Raw genomic sequence first — 16,253 nt, 5'->3', positions numbered from 1 at the left:
GAAGCAAATGCTGACGCCACAAGCCCAAAGCGCAAACTTTGCGCCCCAAAAGCGCCTTTATGCCCAGCTTTACGTGCAGGTGCTTGCCGCAATTGCTCTCGGGGTCGCACTCGGCCATTTCTATCCGGAAATTGGTGAAAACCTGAAACCGCTAGGCGATGCCTTCATCAAGCTCGTCAAGATGATCATCGCGCCCGTTATATTTCTGACAGTTGCAACAGGGATTGCGGGCATGAGTGATCTGCAGAAGGTCGGCCGGGTCATCTGCAAGGCTATGGTCTATTTCCTTACCTTCTCGACGCTCGCCCTGATCGTCGGCCTCGTCGCCGCCAATGTCATTCAGCCGGGCGCAGGCCTCAACATCGATCCGACCTCGCTCGACTCTCACGCCGTGAATGCCTATGCCGCGCAGGTCCACAAGCAGTCCGTGACAGGATTCCTGATGGATATCATCCCGGTCACGATTGTCGGCGCATTTGCAGAAGGCGACATCCTGCAAGTGCTGTTCTTCTCCATCCTCTTCGGCGTCTCGCTCGCGCTGGTAGGGGAGAAAGGAAGGCCGGTCATTTGCTTTCTCGAGGCACTTACCGCCCCAATCTTCAAGCTGGTCAGCATCCTGATGAAGGCTGCGCCGATCGGCGCTTTCGGCGCGGTGGCCTTCACAATCGCCAGGTATGGCATTGGCACATTGATCAATCTCGCAATGTTGGTCGGGACGTTCTATATCACGGCCTCCCTCTTCGTGTTCGTGGTTCTCGGCGCGGTCTGCCGTTACAACGGCTTCTCGATCTTTTCTCTCATCCGCTACATCAAGGAAGAATTGCTGCTGGTCCTCGGAACGTCGTCCTCGGAGGCTGCGCTGCCCTCTCTTATGGAGAAAATGGAGAAGGCCGGCGCCAAGCGTTCGGTGGTGGGCCTTGTCATCCCGACTGGATATTCCTTCAATCTGGATGGCACCAACATCTACATGACGCTGGCGGCCCTGTTTATCGCGCAGGCGACAAATACGGATCTGTCGATTCACGATCAGGTCCTCCTGCTGCTCGTTGCGATGCTTTCGTCGAAAGGTGCAGCAGGCGTTACAGGGGCGGGCTTCATCACCCTGGCCGCCACGCTCTCTGTAGTCCCGAGTGTTCCCGTTGCCGGTATGGCTTTGATCCTTGGCATCGACCGCTTCATGTCAGAATGCCGGGCAATGACGAATTGCGTAGGTAACGCAGTGGCATCCCTCGTGGTCGCCCGTTGGGAAGGTGAGTTGGACCAAGCGCAGCTGAAAGCTGCACTTCTCGGCCATCGGCTCGCTGAGACAGTAACCGGGCAACCACCGATTACGCACCCGCCGAGTAAGGTCGCTGCATCGCAACCCACTAAATCGGCCGGCTCGTGACAAGCATTGCACAATAGCCCCGCAGACACCAAACAATGGCCCGTGGGTCAATGAGATCGGAAGCGCTTAATGCGACGAGCGCAAAAACCATTTGCGCCCGCGCACAAGCGCAATGTCAACTTCCCTTGCAAACATGGGGATAACTGAGTGAGACACGACTATTCTTCAAAGTTAACTTGCGGCATTTTCGACCATCTGGATGATGACGGCGGCGACATCGCCCGACAGTACGCAGATCGTCTGGCCTTAGCAGAGGCGTGCGATCACCTCGGTTTCTATGCATACCATCTCGCAGAGCACCACTGTACCCCGCATGGGAGAGGTCCATCTCCGAACCTCTTCCTATCGAGTGTTGCACAGCGGACACGGCGACTTCGTATCGGCCCGTTAGTAATGCTGCTTGTTCTTTCTCATCCGCTGCGGGCGTTTGAAGAGATCTGTATGCTGGACCAACTGAGCGGTGGTAGGCTCGAGCTGGGTATCGGACGCGGCTCACTCCCGATCGAACTAGGTTACTTCGAGATTGGCGTCGACGACGCGCCAGGCCGTTATGCGGAAGCAAGTGATATCCTTATTGAGGCGATGAAAGGCGGCAGACTGTCCTATCAAGGCGACCATTTTGAGCTGAACGGCGTTCCTTTGACGCTAGGCCCGCATCAGCGACCACATCCGCCGATATGGATTACCGCCAATCAACCCGAGACCGCAGGCTGGGCCGCTGCGAATGGCGCAAATATCGCCTGCGTAGGACCTTGCTCTTCGGTTCGAAGAATTACTGATGCCTTCCGCGCTTACCGAGGGCACAGCACTGACGCGGACCATCAAGCGCCATTTCTTGGATTGCTCCGTATGGTCGTGATCGGGAACTCTGACACACACGCCTATTCGCTCGCGGCACCTGCTTACGAACAATGGCTGCAGAGTTTTAAATACCTTTACGACCTTAATGCCGTCCCGACTCCCCCAAACCTGCCGCTGACCTTCGATGCAGCAGTCGAAAGTGAATTGTGTGTAGCAGGAACGGCAGCTTCTGTGCGACAAACTCTTCTCAGTCACGTGGAAGCGGCAGGTGCCAACTACCTTCTTTGTCAACTCGCATTTGGGAACCTGCAACTAGATGCCTCTCTATATACCGCAAAGGCGATTCATGACGAGATTATGGATCGACTTGGCTGACGATGAAGTTCGCTATCCGCCGTTGGAGATCAAGTCATGGTGGAAAAGCTTATCGATATTCTCCAAGCAGCCACCGAGGATGACCATGTTGTTTTATGGCGGGATTGATGTGCCATTTGAATGCTCCCGTTCGCAGCCGTACCTTTGGCAGGTATCCGGGCGACCATCAATCACTCTCAAACCCCGAAAAGGAGACGCCATGGATCAGCTCGAGCAGTTCGCCACTGTTTTGGGTCGCATCGAGGACCTCGCCCCGGCTTCGGCTGCCAGACACCTTTCGCTTGCTACGTCCGTCAGCGTCTTGTCTGCGACCTTGGTATCTTGTTCGCAAATACCTGCCGCGACATTGCTCGTCCCGGCGATGTGCCCGAGATCGATGACGAGAGCGCTCACGTCATCAACCTGGTCGATGCAGTCGACGTGGCCACGAAGAAATGCCGCGTCAACCGTGGCCCGTGGCGGGTGATCGTCGCCGAGGCCCCGTACCTAGCCCTGGTGTCGGACAACCTCACCGCTGACGTCAGCCGCTTCGTCAATGAGATCAGCGCCCTCGGCGTACTCATGACGAACATCGACTCACCTTCGATGAGCCTCTCGACTAAGAGGCTTCTTGAAATTCCTGTCTAATCGCTCAAAGGAATGGAGCACAGGATGTCTACGCACACATGGGAGCTGATGGCAATGGCCGAATCCCGCGGGCTTTCTGACAGCAGCCTTGATGAAGCGGTTCGTGCGGCAGCCGTATCGGCAGCCTCCGCCGCCAGTAACGACGGCCTGCCCGGTCAGATTGCATTCCTGATCAGCCAACTCGGCGTCGAGGAAACCCGCAAGATTATCGAAGGGACCGATGCCGATGTTTAACGCCCGCGACACGCCCAAGATCTGCGCTCGAACCCGTTCCGAGGATCGCGTCTTTGATATCAGCTTTAACGTCTATCCCTGGTTCGCCGAGGCTGAAGATTCGGAGATCCTGTCATTCGCGGAACAAGGCTGGGCGGCTGCGACAAGGCCGACTAGGACGGCAACTTCATGAAGACCCCAGACAGCAAAGTGGATCGCGTCTTCACCTTGCTATCCAAGCATCCCCGCATGTCGGGCGGCGATAGCGCGGGCGTCGAGTGCTAGTGGGTCGTCTGCCGTGGGATCTGGTATAGTGGTGTGGTGATCCTCGTGCTGCGAGGTGCCCCATGTCGCGCCACCAGAAAGATCCGCTGCGCCCACTCACCGCGGCCGAGCGCAAAGAACTCACTCGCCTGAGCCGCTCACCGAGCGCCCCCGCCGCTGAAGTCGACCGGGCTCGCGCCCTGCTGGCGATTGCCGATGGAGCCAGTTACACCGCCGCCGCCGATCTGGTCGGGCGCGGCCACAACGAGACCATCTCGGCCTGGGTCAGCCGCTTCAACCGCGAAGGGCTGGCGGCTGTGCGCCCGCACCATGGCGGCGGGCCGCGCCTCCGCTACGGGGTTCACGAGCAGCAGCGCATCCTGGCTGAGTGGGCGCGAGCGCCGCAGCGGGAGCAGGATGGCACCGCCACTTGGTCGCTGAGCCTGCTGCAGAAGGCCTTGCGCCAAGCCCCTGATGGCCTGCCGCGGGTGAGCCGGTTCACCATCGCCCGGATCCTGCACGAGGCGGGCCTGAGCTGGCAGAAGAGCCGCACCTGGTGCGAGACCGGCGCGGCGCTGCGTCGGCGCCAGGACGGCTTGGTGCGCGTCAGCGATCCGTGTCAAGCGAACCGAAGAATTGACCCCTTGAGCGAATTGAAGATCTAACCCCCTCTCATTGCTTTGTGGCTCCCTCGGTTTCGAATGCCGCTCCAGCCTTTTGCAGTAGGCCGGAACGGCGCTTTTCGCGCAGCCGGTAGCTGTCACCGCGGATGGTGATCACCGTCGAATGATGCAGCAGGCGATCCAGAATCGCCGTCGCCACAACGGCGTCGCCAAACACCGATCCCCATTCGCCCACGGAGCGGTTGGAGGTGATCAGGATCGAGCCGCGCTCGTAGCGGCGCGATACCAGCTGGAAGAACAGATGCGCTGCATTGGCTTCGAACGGCAGGTAGCCGAGCTCGTCGATGATCAGCAGCTTCGGCCGTGCTAGGATCGTCAGCTGCTTGTCGAGCACGCCATCGTCATGGGCCTTGGCCAGCATCGCCACCAGCGTGGCAGCCGTGACGAACTGCACGCTGCAGGTCTGCCGGATCGCCTCCCGCCCGAGCGCCACCGCTAAATGGGTCTTGCCGGTGCCTGGAGGTCCTAAAAGCAAAACCGCGTCACCATGCGCAATCCAGCGGCAGGTCGCCAACTCCCGGATCTGCCGCGGATCCAGCGACGGCTGCGCGTCGAACTCAAAGCCGTCGAGTTCCCGCACAAACGGGAACTGCGCGATCTTGCTCGCCATGGCAATCCGCCGCTCGTCGCGCCGTGCGATCTCGCGCCTAACCAGGAACGCCAGGGCCTCGCGCAAGGTCATGTCGGAACGGGCTGCTTCGTCCAGCAGCGTGTCGAGCTGGTCGCGGATCGCCGTCAGCTTGAGCCGGTCGAGCATCGTCACCAGCCCCTCGTGATCGACACCCGTCATCACCAGCCTCCTCCCACAAGCGCCTCATACTCGGCCAGCGGCCGCAACAGGGCGGGAGGCGGATCGAGGTCCGCCGACGCCGATCGCACCGGCCCGGCCGCGCCGACCACGCCGGTCAGGTGCGCCCGCTCGACAATCCGTTGCCGGCGCCCCCGGCACAAGGCATGGTCGGCCACCACCTCACCGGCATGGCGCACGATCACCCGCCCACCCAGCACCACCACCTGGACGCTCTCCCCGATCAGCCGCCAGGGCACCGAGTAGCTGTTCGTGTCCAGGTCGATGGCGCAGTCCGCCTGAACCTTGCGCACCAGATCCCGCAACTGCCCAAACGGGGCTCGTCCGCCGAGGGGGCGAAGCGCCCCGGCCTCGGACGCAAAGCGCTCCGCCGGAGCCACGCCTGTCGTGCCATGCACCCGCTGATCGGCGATCTCGCGCGTCCACCGGTCCAGATGGGCCTCGAGGGCCGCCCAGCTCTCGAAGCAGCGGCCGGCAATGGCGTTCTTCTTGACGTAGCCGACCCCACGCTCGTCCTTTCCCTTGGTGCGCGCCCGGTAGGGCGCACAGACGCGCGGGGTAAATCCCCAGTAGCGGGCAAAGGCGTGAAGCCGTCCATTGAAGCGCACCTCCCGTGTTGCCGCATCGTGATGCTCGACCAGCGCCTTGGCATTGTCGAACAGCACTTCGGCCGGAACCCCGCCAAAGCGCAGAAAGGCGCCTTCCATACCCTCGAACCAGTCCGCCTGGCGTTCCCGCAGCGAGGGACGGATATGCAGCCGGCGCGAGTAGCCCAGGGTGGCCACAAACAGGTGCACCCGCACCCGCTCGCCACCGATCCACACCCGCGTGTCGCCGAAGTCGATCTGCATCTGCTGACCCGGTGCCGTCTCAAACCGCACGGTTGCGCGCATCTGCGCCTTCAGCTCGCGGCGCCAGCGTTGCACCCGCAACTCCACCGAGCGCAGCCCGATGACGATCCCGTGCTCGCTCGCCAGTTCCTGGCGGACCACGTCGGCATTGCCGCCATGCCGGAAGAAGCGCTCCCGCAGCCAGTCATCCAAGCCGTCGAACGCGGTCCGGCGCACGGGCTTGCGGAACGCCACAGCCCCGCCCTCGCGCAAATACCGCCGCACTGTGTTGCGGGCGCAGCCGAATTCCTTGGCCAGCCGCTTGGCACCCCAGCCAAGCTCATGAAGCCGCAGCATCGCGGCCACCTCCTCAGCCTGAAGCATCTCCTCTCCCCGCATCGTCCGCGACAATGCAGGATCCACTGAAACCCCAGTCGACATCTATTCCTCCTTTGCCAAGGAGGGGGTCAGTTCTTCGTTTCGTCAGGGGGGCAGTTTCTCAGTTCGGCCGACAATCCGGATGCGTCTGCCAAAAAAAGCTGATCGAGCAGGCCTACACGCAGGCTGCCCAACAGAGGCTATCCGTCTGGTGTGAGGATGAGGCCGGTCCGTTCCAGGCCATTCCCCATCCTGGTGTGTCGTGGCAGCCGCAGGGCCACCCTGCCACCCAGCCGCACGAGTATGTCCGCGGCGGCACGACCAAGATCCTGACGCTGTTCCATCCCGCCTCAGGCCAGGTGCGCCTGCAATCGGCTGAGCGATGTACGAATGCGGTGCTGCATCCGTGGCTGCGGGAGCACCTGAGCGCAGTTCTCGCGGAGTTGCCGGCGCCGGCTCCCGTACAAGATCCCGCCGCTACGCGCGCCGCCTGGGAGATGTGGCAAGCAGGATTGACGCTGCCGTTTACCTTGCCGGAGGAGTTGCCGCCGCTGCGGCTTCTGCTGGTGTGGGACAATCTCACCGGCCACAAGACGCCCGAGCTGGTGCTGTGGTTGTGCGCCCATGGCGTGATGCCGTTGTACACCCCCGTGGGTGGCAGTTGGCTCAACATGGCCGAGTCGATCCAGCGCGTCCTCAAACGCCGCGCGCTCGCCGGGCACCATCCGCACAGCCCTGGGGAGATCGGCCGCTGGTTCAAGCAGACGGCGCGAAGCTGGAATGCCCAGCCGACGCCGTTTGTCTGGAACGGCAAACGCCGGCAGCGACGACGGCGCGCGTCCCAGGACCCGCTCCACCGGCTCGGCGGCTCCGGAGCTTGTACGCGCCAGCCACTCCCTCAGCCCAAGCCAAAGGAGCCAGCAAAATGCCAAGTCCTACAGCAGACGACCCACTCTCATGATTGCGGACAAGGGGGTTTAGACGTGAAATGTCGGCCCGTCGCGTGGAAGCAACGGTAGAGGACTGTGTACGGCGGATCCAGGGTGCAGGAGGTGGGACGCCAACGTCGGTCAACAAACTCTCATCCGCGGGTTGGACCGCATGACCTTGCTTCGTTTGGGGCTGCCTCGGTCTAGAGGGCGAGCATCACAGGCTCATAGTGGAGACGAGGGCTCCCCGGCATTGTCCCACCCCCAGCGCCATGGACCACGCCGAGGGTCTGCTACACGTTCGGTCATCCTCCTCTGCTGGAAGGTTGCGGACGATCGCTCACGCGGCCTTGGGGGACTGGACCATGCAGGCAATCGCCCAGACAAATCCGACCATCTCCCGCACGATGGCGACGGTGACCACATTGGCGGTCTTGCCCAGGGCGGTCAGCCGTCGATAGCGGGCACACAACCGCACCTGGGCCTTCCAGGCGATCTCGCGCACCGGCTTGGGCAAGGCCTCGATCTGGTCGACCTTATGACGGCCGATCCGCGCCTTCATGCGGTAGGCCCAGGCGCCTTCGACCAGCGCTCGTCGGGCATGGCTGTTGCCGGTCTTGGTAATGCCGCCCCGCCGGACCGTCCGGCCTGTCGAGCGCTCCCCCGGCACCATGCCGAAATACGCCATCAGCTGGCGCGGGTTGGCAAAGCGCGTGAAGTCGCCGACCTCGCTGACCAGCACCACGGCATTGATCAGCGCGATGCCACGCAGAGCCTGCAGGGCATCAACAACCGGACGCAAGGTCCACTCGCTCAGAAGAGCGTGAATCTGCTCCTCGACCCGCTGGAGCCGTCGTTCCGCATCGCTGACGGCATCGACATAATCCTGAAAGGCGATCTGCTGGGCGGGATGATCGAAGGCCAGGGTCGACAGCCAGCGGCGGTAGGCCACGCTCCAGGCTCTCGCAGCCCCTTGTGAGCGTCCGTGTCGCAGCAGGAAACCCTGCAGGTGCTGACGGGCCCGCGTCAGCACGTGGCGCACGGTGCTGCGCAGGCGGATCAGGTCACGCATGGCCTCATGGGCCTCATCGGGCACCCAGACCGGAGTCAACTCACCAGCTCGATGGAGACGGGCCAGCAGGGTGGCGTCGCGGCGGTCGGTCTTGACGCGGTCGCCCGGTTTGCTGGGGATCAAGGACGGCGCCACCACCTCGCAGCGATGGCCGAGGCTGGTCAGTTGGCGATGAAGACCATAGCCGCAGGGACCGGCCTCGTAGCAGAACGACAGGGTGGCGCCAGGTCGAGAGAGCCGGGTGCACAGCTTGCTGATGGTCGCTGGATCGTTGGCGATCTGGCCGAGGTATTCCACGGCGCCGCCACGCCCGCTTTCGGCCACCGCGACCGCGATTTGATCCTTGTGGACATCCAAGCCCACAAATCTGGTATGCTTCATCAGGCCCGTCTCCTATGCATGAGGCTCTGTGCCGGCTTAACCCTCGTACCGTTGCATATCGGATGACGGGCCGCCCTCACGCCCTGCAATCATAGGGACTAGTGGGGCTCACCGGCGCTGACCACCGCGGGAGGTGAATGCGTGTGAGTGCCTGTACACCCCGGGAGCAGGTTCTGACGGCGCCGAACGGATCAGCCGGCCCGGGCAAAATGGTCCCACGGTTGACGTATTTGACAGGACAACCTCACGCCCTCATATGTGCAAGCTCATTCAGACGAGATCATGCCCGACCCTTCGAGTACCCTCGCGCCCGTCGTCTCCCCCGACGCGGACGCTGAACCCCGACGACGATTTTCCGAGATTTTAACCGAGCTCGCGAGCCGGCCTGCCGCGGCCGTCAGTCTCGGCGACGTGCTGGATGCCTTCGGCGACCGGGCCTTCGGCGCCCTGATGCTCGTGTTCGCCGTCCCCAACATGCTGCCGCTGCCGCCGGGCCTGTCGGTGGTCCTGGGAGCTCCGCTCCTGTTCGTGACCGCCCAGTTGATGCTGGGCCGCCCTGCCCTGTGGATGCCGCGTTTCATTCGCCGACAGTCGATCTCCCGCGACTTCTTTGTCCGTCTGACGACGAAGCTCAGCCCAGTCCTTCAGCGGGCGGAGCGCAACCTGCGGCCCCGGCTTTCCGTGCTGCTCCATCCGGTCAACGAGCGGATCGTCGGTGCCGCCTGGCTGCTGCTCGCGATCATCCTTCTCCTGCCGATCCCGTTCGGCAACATTCCGCCCGCCTGGGCTATCGCCGCCTTTGCGCTCGGCCTCCTGGAGCGGGATGGCCTGGCCACGCTCGTCGGCTGGTTCGGCACCATCGGCAGTGTCTTGATCCTGGCGGCGGTGTCCTCGGCACTCATCGCTGGCGTCCGCGCTTTCATCGACCAGCCATGGGTTCTGATCGGCTGACGGATCCCAACCAGAGTCCCATCACTTACCTTCCAACAATCCTGGAGCGGTGCCTCGCGTACCGGAACCCCCGTGTTTGAACTGGCCATCGTCGCCTTCCTGATCGTGCTCAACGGGCTGTTTTCCCTGTCCGAGCTCGCCATCGTCTCGTCCCGCAAGGCCCGTCTGAAGACCATGGCGGAAGCGGGTCGGGCCGGTGCCAATACTGCCTTGGCCCTGGCCGAGGATCCTGGCCGCTTCCTGTCCACGGTCCAGATCGGCATCACGTTGGTCGGTATCCTGGCCGGTGCATATTCGGGTGCGGCCCTCGGCGACCGTCTGGCCGACATCCTGATCGGCTACGGCCTTGTCGTGGCCATCATCACCTACCTGTCCGTGGTCATCGGCGAGCTCGTGCCCAAGAACCTGGCCCTCAGCAACACCGAAGCCATCGCCTGCGCCGTGGCCCCGATGATGGCACTGGTGTCGAAGATCGCGGCTCCCGTGGTCTGGCTGCTCGATGCCTCAACCCGGTTGGTCTTCCGCCTGCTCGGGCGCAGCACCGGCTCGGACAGCGCGGTGACGGAAGAGGAAATCCGCACCATCGTGGCAGAGGCCGAGACCGCCGGCGTGATCGAGACCGACGAGCGCAAGATGATCTCGGGCGTGCTGCGTCTCGGCGACCGGGCGGTGCGCGGGGTCATGACGCCACGCACTGACGTCGACTGGATTGATCTCGACGATGACGAGTTCGACATCCGCGAGATCCTGATCAACACGCCTCACTCCCGCCTTCCTGTGGCCGAAGGACATCCCGACAACATGCTTGGGGTGGTACAGGCGCGGGAGCTTCTCGCCGCCTCGCTCAGGGACGAACCCCTCGATATCCGCAAGCACATTCGCAAGGCGCCGATCATCCCTGACACCCTCGATGCGCTGGATGCATTGGAGGTGCTGCGGCAGGCCGAGGTGCCGATGGCGCTGGTGCATGACGAGTACGGCCACTTCGATGGCGTGGTCACACCAGCCGACATCCTCGATGCGATCGCCGGTGCCTTCCGCTCGGATGAAGGCGAAGCCGAGCCCGAGGCGGTGAGGCGGGAAGATGGCTCTTGGCTCCTGGCCGGCTGGATGCCGGCCGACGAGATGGCCGAGCAGCTCGGGATCGCCTTGCCGGAGCGGCGCAACTACGAGACAGTGGCCGGTCTGGTAATCGGCGAGCTCCAGCATCTTCCGAATGCAGGCGAAGCCGTCGAGACGTTGGGATGGCGCTTCGAGGTGGTCGACATGGACGGGCGCCGGATCGACAAGGTGCTGGCCCAGCGCATCACCGACAACGAGACTTCCCAGGCTGAAACAGCGTCAATCCACTGACGACCAAGTGCGGCTCTTGCTTTCGGTTCGCCCACTCCCCAGCTTAGCGTAGCCTTAGGGTCCGGGCCCCTCTGGCGAGCGGGTCGCCGCTCGCGATGTCGGACTCCTTCTCTTGCTCTTGCGCCCACGAGCGCGACCGCAACTGGAGGATCCGATTTTGGATTCCATCTTACCTTCGTCTGCCGCACCATCCATTCTCGTCGTCGAGGATGACGCGCAAGCGCGCGAGGCCATCATCCACATCCTGACACAGGCCGGCTACGAGGCTGTTCAGGCGTCCTCCGGAGAGGCCGCGCTCGACCTCATGGCCACCGCCGAGTTCGACGGCCTGTACTGCACCATGAGCTCCCCGGCCGGGCCGACGGTTGGGAGGTCGGCACCACCTTCAGCTTCATCTGGCCTGACCGTCCGGTGGTCTATGCCTCCGCGATCTCCGTGCCGCCGGGTCCATTGCGCAAGGGTGTCTTCCTGCGCAAGCCCTTTGTCATGAGGATGCTCGCCAAGGCCTTCGAACCGGCGCGGGTGGCTGGGACCGTTCGCGCAGGATCTGCGTCGCACACGAAACCAAGAAATTCGACTGCGGCCCGGATTAAGCCCGCCGGCAGCTTCGTACACCTGACATGAACGACCCCAAGCGCATGGATGTGATCGGTCTGCTCGGCCCCTTGCGGCGCTACGCCCGATCCCTCACCCGCGACGAGACCCAAGCCGAGGATCTGGTGCAGGACACGCTTGTCCGCGCCTATGAGCGGCATGGCTCCTTCCGTTCCGGCGGCAATTTGCGTGGCTGGCTGCTCTCCATCTTGCACAACACCTTCATCGACGGCCGGCGCCGCGACACAGCGGAGGCCCGCCGCCTGGAGCAGGCTGCTGCCATGATCGAGACGGCGGCTCCGCCTGCACAGGAAAGCCAGGTCAGGTTTCAGCAGGTCCAGGCCGCCTTCCTGCGCCTGCCGGACGAGCAACGCGCCGCCCTGCATCTCGTGGCGATTGAGGGACTGCCTTATCAGGAGGCCGCGGAAGCCTTGGGCATCCCGGTCGGCACACTCATGTCCCGCCTCGGCCGTGCTCGCGCCACCCTGCGTGGGTTCGAGGCGGGTATGCATCTGGCGCCGCCGTCCGAGGGCCACCATCCGCGTCTGCGTATCGTCGGAGGATCCGATGTCTGACCCCATTACCGAGGCCGACCTCCTCGCCTATGTTGACGATCAGCTCGACCCGGCCCGGCGGATCGAGGTCGAGGAGCATCTTGCTCATAATCCGGATGCCGCCACGCGGGTCATGGCCGATCTGAAGGATCGGGACACCCTCCGGCTGATCCACGCGGCGCCCCTGCCCCGCCCAGCCGAGCCTATGTTGGCGGCAACGGTCCGGCTCGAGCGTGCTCTGGCCTGGCGGGAGCTGAGTCTGAAGCTCCGCCGGATCGCCGCCGTGGTGGCGCTCATCGGATTCGGCTGGGTTGCCCACGGGCAGGTCGGACTGGGCATCACCGACAGCGAGGCGTCCCCGAAGCCGCCAGCCTTCGTCGAGGACGCTCTGCACTCGCACGAGACGGCCCTGGTGCGAGCCCGCATGGTTTCGCAGCATGGAACCGCCGCCTACGACCCGGCCGAGATCCTGGCCGCAACAGGGATCCGGCTGCCGCCCCTGCCGGAGGGCTGGCAGGTGCGGGATGCTCAGATCTTCCCGTCCCGCGACGGCCACAGCGCCGAGATCACTGTCGATACCGGGGATCTCGGCCGGGTGTCCCTGTTTGCCGCTCATGTGCCGGTCTTCAACGTCATCGACCCGACGGTTGCCCGATCCGGCGAAGCGAAGACCGTCTACTGGCAGACGGGCCAACTCGCCTACGCGCTGACTGGAACAGGCAGCGACAAGGCCATCGAACGGGCCGCCGTCCGGCTGTCCCGCAAACTTCAGTAATCCCAAAACAGGAGGACCTTGGATGAATACTCCCTATGCTTGGCAAACCACCACGGCCCGCGCGAGCGGCGCTGTCTTTGATGAGGGCCTGCGTCAGCACATGCTGCGGGTCTACAACACCATGGGCATCGGCCTTGTGGTGACAGGACTTGTGGCCTTCTTCGTCGCCTCGACACCGGCTCTCTACGTGCCGATCTTCCAGACGCCGCTCAAGTGGGTGGTGATGCTGGCGCCGCTCGCCTTCATCTTCTTCTTCTCGTTCCGCATGGACCGGATGACGGCGGCCTCCGCCCGCACAGCCTTCTTCGCCTTCTCGGCGGTGATGGGCCTCTCATTGGCCTCCGTGTTCCTGGTGTTCACCGGCGCCAGCATCGCCCGCACCTTCTTCATCACCGCGGCGATGTTCGGCGCCACCAGCCTTTACGGCTACACCACCAAGCGCGATCTCTCGAAGTTCGGCTCGTTCCTGGTCATGGGCCTGATCGGCATCATCATCGCCTCGCTGGTCAACATCTTTCTCGCATCGAGCGCCCTGCAGTTCGCGATCTCGATCATCGGCGTGCTCGTGTTCACGGGTCTCACCGCCTACGACACGCAGTCGATCAAGGAGCAGTATGCCGAGGGCTATGGCCATGAGGCGAACAGCAAGATGGCCGTGTTTGGTGCCCTCTCCCTCTACCTGAACTTCATCAATCTCTTCCAGCTGCTGCTGAGCCTCACCGGGCAGCGGGAAGAGTAACCCCCGAAACTTAACTTCAATTCTTTGAAAGGATTGACTTGTATGGATCATCAGGATCGTCAGGCCATCGAACAGCTCTTCGGTAAGATTGCGCACGTCGAGGGCCAATCCGGAACCCCAGACGCGCAGGCGGCGGACTTCATCCGCTCGCAGATCAACCGGCAGCCGAACGCACCGTATTACATGCCCCAGACCGTCGTGGTGCAGGAGCAGGCGCTGAATGCCGCCCAGGGCCGGATCCAGCAGCTGGAGTACGAACTCGCCAGCCGTCCCGCCGGCGGAGGCGGTTTCCTCTCCGGCCTGTTCGGCGGCGGTCAGTCTCGTCCGCAGCCGCATCATCCCTATCAGCCGCAGCCCATGCACGGCATGCCGCCCCACATGGCTCCCGGCATGGGTGGCATGGCTCAACAGCGTGGAGGCGGCGGCTTTCTGGCTGGCGCGGCCCAGACCGCCATGGGGGTGGCCGGTGGTGTGTTCCTCGGCAACATGATCGCCGATGCTTTTGGGGGTGGAGACGAGGCGAAAGCCGCCGATGCCGGACAGGCGGAGTCGCAGCAAGCGACTGCCGAGGATTCTGGCGGCGATGACTTCAGCTTCGAAGAGGACATCTAAGTCCAATCAACAATGGGGTGGCCCGTGCGGACCAGGGCCGCCCCACAACCTCAAGCCACCTGATCTGAGAGCCGCTATCCCGGCGCATCCCGGGCTCGCAGGTGCCGTCTGACCTCACCGGGATCTTCACGCCTCCCCAAGCATCCATGACGGAACACCGGGCCGATCAACATCGTTGCCGACGGCCGCCTGGGGAGTGCCCTCGCCCGGTCAGGGTTAAAATAAGGAACATCGAGTGGACTTTTCCTGGCTCTCCGATCCGAAGGCCCTGGTGGCGTTGGCGACCCTGGTCGTGATGGAGGTGGTGCTCGGCATCGACAACCTGATCTTCATCTCGATCCTGACCAACAAGCTCCCTGAGCACCAACGTTCCAAGGCGCGGCGCATCGGCATTGGCCTTGCCCTGATTTTGCGCCTGGGACTACTCGGCACCATCGCGATCATCGTCACCCTGACAGAGCCGATCTTCACCCTATTCGGGCATGCCTTCTCGTGGCGCGACCTGATCCTGATCGGCGGCGGCCTGTTCCTAGTCTGGAAGGCTACCAAGGAGATCCACCACAATGTGGATCCTACGCCGAATGACGACGTCTTTGACACCGCTAAAGCCACAATGACGTTCGGCGCAGCCATCACTCAGATCCTGCTGCTCGACCTCGTGTTCTCGCTGGATAGCATCATCACGGCAGTCGGCATGACCGATATCGTGATGATCATGGTCATCGCCGTGGTCGCCGCCGTGACGGTCATGCTGCTCGCGGCCAATCCGCTGGCCCAGTTCATCAACAACAACCCGACGGTGGTGATGCTGGCCTTGGGCTTCCTGCTGATGATCGGTATGACCCTGATCGCGGAAGGGTTCGGGGCGCACGTTCCAAAGGGCTACATCTACGCCGCCATGGCGTTCTCGGCCCTGATCGAAGGCCTCAACATGCTTTCCAGGCGGGCTGCCCGGCGCAAGGCAACTCCGGCCGATCCCAGAGATTGACGACAGGCAGGCGTTGCCTTCGGCAGTGCCTCCTCCTCCGCAGCACTCATTACTCAAAAAGGAATTTAAGAATGCACCGTTTGCAGCCTCCTGCCGCAGCTCTCGTCATCGCGTGCTCCCTTGTCCTGCCTGCAACCGCCGCATTGGCCCAGACCAACAGCGCCTACAGGAGCACGGATGTGGTTGCTGGCAAGCCGCATCGCTTAGGCGTCTACGGCAACGTCCAAAAGGACTGCACGTCGGGGACGCTGCCGACAGTCCGGGTGGTGACACCGCCCAAGCATGGCGAGCTGAACGTGCGCAGCGGGAAGCTCAAAGCTGGCCGGATCTCCCGCTGTCCAAAGCTGGAGGCGACAGCCCAGGGGGTCTTCTACAAGCCTAACCCTACGTACAAGGGCACGGACGAGGTCAGCTACGAGGTCAAATCGGCCAGCGGCAAGGTGGAGAACCACACCGTCAGGATCACGGTGAAAGAGGCGACGGCCGCAGACGCCAAGCCCAACCCGGATACCGACACCGAGCTGTGAGGACGAAGCAGGTGCGAGGACCTCTATCGGTCCATGCCGCAGGGATCTTGAAGGGCCATCGCACCCGATGGTCAGTCGGTAACTGCCACCTGACGGAACGCTTCACGGTGATAGGCGCGGAGTTTGTCCCGGACTTGCCGTTCGGAGAAAGGCAGGCCGCAACCCGAAAGATCACGGGTGATCTTTCCGACCATGTCATCATTGCCGTCGATTTCGAAGTCAGCCTGGTGAACATCGGTGGCATAGGAGGAAAGGTCAGCGTTCGACAGGCCGAGGAGGCGGCCAGCCCAGAGACCGGCGAGAACGTTCCGGCGCGCGATCACGCTGTCACGAGTATCGTTATCAATGCACCAGGATGGTGAACTCTGATTGAAAGTCTTTGTGCCTGTCACGTTCATCGAAGCTCTCCCTC

General features: G+C 63.0%; 18 protein-coding genes. 14 read left to right on the top strand and 4 right to left on the bottom strand.

Features of this window, described 5'->3' with window-relative positions:
• The first annotated feature begins 7 nt into the window (after positions 1 to 7).
• From ACD578_RS30165 to ACD578_RS30145, 5 genes are all read left to right on the top strand, one after another.
• Positions 8 to 1,387, top strand: coding sequence for a dicarboxylate/amino acid:cation symporter (locus tag ACD578_RS30165; RefSeq protein ID WP_404294648.1), 1,380 nt, complete (start codon positions 8 to 10; stop codon positions 1,385 to 1,387).
• Positions 1,388 to 1,534: 147 nt separating this feature from the next.
• On the top strand, positions 1,535 to 2,563 hold the full coding sequence (locus ACD578_RS30160) for an LLM class flavin-dependent oxidoreductase (RefSeq protein WP_404294646.1): 1,029 nt from the start codon (positions 1,535 to 1,537) through the stop codon (positions 2,561 to 2,563).
• 321 nt (positions 2,564 to 2,884) lie between these two features.
• Positions 2,885 to 3,190, top strand: a complete 306-nt coding sequence (locus ACD578_RS30155) for a hypothetical protein (protein WP_404294644.1) — start codon at positions 2,885 to 2,887, stop codon at positions 3,188 to 3,190.
• Positions 3,191 to 3,244: 54 nt separating this feature from the next.
• Positions 3,245 to 3,424, top strand: coding sequence for a hypothetical protein (locus tag ACD578_RS30150; RefSeq protein ID WP_404294643.1), 180 nt, complete (start codon positions 3,245 to 3,247; stop codon positions 3,422 to 3,424).
• 326 nt (positions 3,425 to 3,750) lie between these two features.
• The gene (locus ACD578_RS30145) at positions 3,751 to 4,332 is read left to right on the top strand and encodes a helix-turn-helix domain-containing protein (protein ID WP_404294642.1); all 582 of its coding nucleotides are present in this window, start codon (positions 3,751 to 3,753) and stop codon (positions 4,330 to 4,332) included.
• Positions 4,333 to 4,339: 7 nt separating this feature from the next.
• Here ACD578_RS30145 and istB read toward each other — a convergent pair whose 3' ends face one another.
• Both istB and istA read right to left on the bottom strand, forming a co-directional pair.
• Positions 4,340 to 5,140: an IS21-like element helper ATPase IstB gene (gene istB, locus ACD578_RS30140; protein WP_404292504.1), complete on the bottom strand. Its 801-nt coding sequence runs from the start codon at positions 5,138 to 5,140 to the stop codon at positions 4,340 to 4,342.
• On the bottom strand, positions 5,140 to 6,429 hold the full coding sequence (gene istA, locus ACD578_RS30135) for an IS21 family transposase (protein ID WP_404294640.1): 1,290 nt from the start codon (positions 6,427 to 6,429) through the stop codon (positions 5,140 to 5,142). The genes istB and istA overlap by 1 nt, the downstream gene beginning before the upstream one ends.
• Between istA and ACD578_RS30130 the strand changes: the two genes are divergently transcribed.
• Complete coding sequence (locus ACD578_RS30130; protein WP_404294638.1) at positions 6,399 to 7,385, top strand: transposase; 987 nt, start codon at positions 6,399 to 6,401, stop codon at positions 7,383 to 7,385. The two genes, istA and ACD578_RS30130, sit on opposite strands and share 31 nt — an antisense overlap.
• A 250-nt stretch (positions 7,386 to 7,635) precedes the next feature.
• Here ACD578_RS30130 and ACD578_RS30125 read toward each other — a convergent pair whose 3' ends face one another.
• Complete coding sequence (locus ACD578_RS30125; protein ID WP_404294637.1) at positions 7,636 to 8,748, bottom strand: IS110 family transposase; 1,113 nt, start codon at positions 8,746 to 8,748, stop codon at positions 7,636 to 7,638.
• Between the two features lie 282 nt (positions 8,749 to 9,030).
• Here ACD578_RS30125 and ACD578_RS30120 point away from each other — a divergent pair, with 282 nt between their 5' ends.
• The 8 genes from ACD578_RS30120 (at position 9,031) to ACD578_RS30085 (ending at position 15,841) form a co-directional block, all read left to right on the top strand.
• Positions 9,031 to 9,699 (top strand): exopolysaccharide biosynthesis protein, encoded by a 669-nt coding sequence (locus tag ACD578_RS30120; protein ID WP_404294635.1) that lies wholly within the window; start codon positions 9,031 to 9,033, stop codon positions 9,697 to 9,699.
• Positions 9,700 to 9,771: 72 nt separating this feature from the next.
• The gene (locus tag ACD578_RS30115; protein WP_404294634.1) at positions 9,772 to 11,052 is read left to right on the top strand and encodes a hemolysin family protein; all 1,281 of its coding nucleotides are present in this window, start codon (positions 9,772 to 9,774) and stop codon (positions 11,050 to 11,052) included.
• A 620-nt stretch (positions 11,053 to 11,672) separates the two neighbouring features.
• Positions 11,673 to 12,221, top strand: a complete 549-nt coding sequence (locus ACD578_RS30110; RefSeq protein WP_404294633.1) for a sigma-70 family RNA polymerase sigma factor — start codon at positions 11,673 to 11,675, stop codon at positions 12,219 to 12,221.
• On the top strand, positions 12,214 to 12,975 hold the full coding sequence (locus ACD578_RS30105) for an anti-sigma factor family protein (protein WP_404294632.1): 762 nt from the start codon (positions 12,214 to 12,216) through the stop codon (positions 12,973 to 12,975). The genes ACD578_RS30110 and ACD578_RS30105 overlap by 8 nt, the downstream gene beginning before the upstream one ends.
• A gap of 22 nt (positions 12,976 to 12,997) precedes the next feature.
• On the top strand, positions 12,998 to 13,714 hold the full coding sequence (locus ACD578_RS30100) for a Bax inhibitor-1/YccA family protein (protein ID WP_404294631.1): 717 nt from the start codon (positions 12,998 to 13,000) through the stop codon (positions 13,712 to 13,714).
• 42 nt (positions 13,715 to 13,756) lie between these two features.
• The gene (locus ACD578_RS30095; RefSeq protein WP_404294630.1) at positions 13,757 to 14,326 is read left to right on the top strand and encodes a DUF2076 domain-containing protein; all 570 of its coding nucleotides are present in this window, start codon (positions 13,757 to 13,759) and stop codon (positions 14,324 to 14,326) included.
• Between the two features lie 295 nt (positions 14,327 to 14,621).
• Entirely contained in the window at positions 14,622 to 15,314 is a 693-nt protein-coding gene (locus tag ACD578_RS30090; RefSeq protein ID WP_404295563.1) for a TerC family protein, read from the top strand.
• A gap of 71 nt (positions 15,315 to 15,385) precedes the next feature.
• A complete protein-coding gene (locus ACD578_RS30085; RefSeq protein ID WP_404294629.1) occupies positions 15,386 to 15,841 on the top strand; it encodes a 4-aminobutyrate aminotransferase in 456 nt (151 codons plus the stop codon).
• 71 nt (positions 15,842 to 15,912) lie between these two features.
• On the opposite strand, the gene ACD578_RS30080 is transcribed toward ACD578_RS30085, so the two are convergent.
• Positions 15,913 to 16,239: a DUF1476 domain-containing protein gene (locus tag ACD578_RS30080; protein WP_404294628.1), complete on the bottom strand. Its 327-nt coding sequence runs from the start codon at positions 16,237 to 16,239 to the stop codon at positions 15,913 to 15,915.
• Positions 16,240 to 16,253 lie beyond the last annotated feature (14 nt).

This window comes from Microvirga sp. RSM25 (assembly GCF_044784385.1).
GTDB lineage: Bacteria > Pseudomonadota > Alphaproteobacteria > Rhizobiales > Beijerinckiaceae > Microvirga > Microvirga tunisiensis.
Note: the sequence above shows the minus strand (reverse complement) of the source record. Positions and strands in the feature narration are given on the sequence as shown.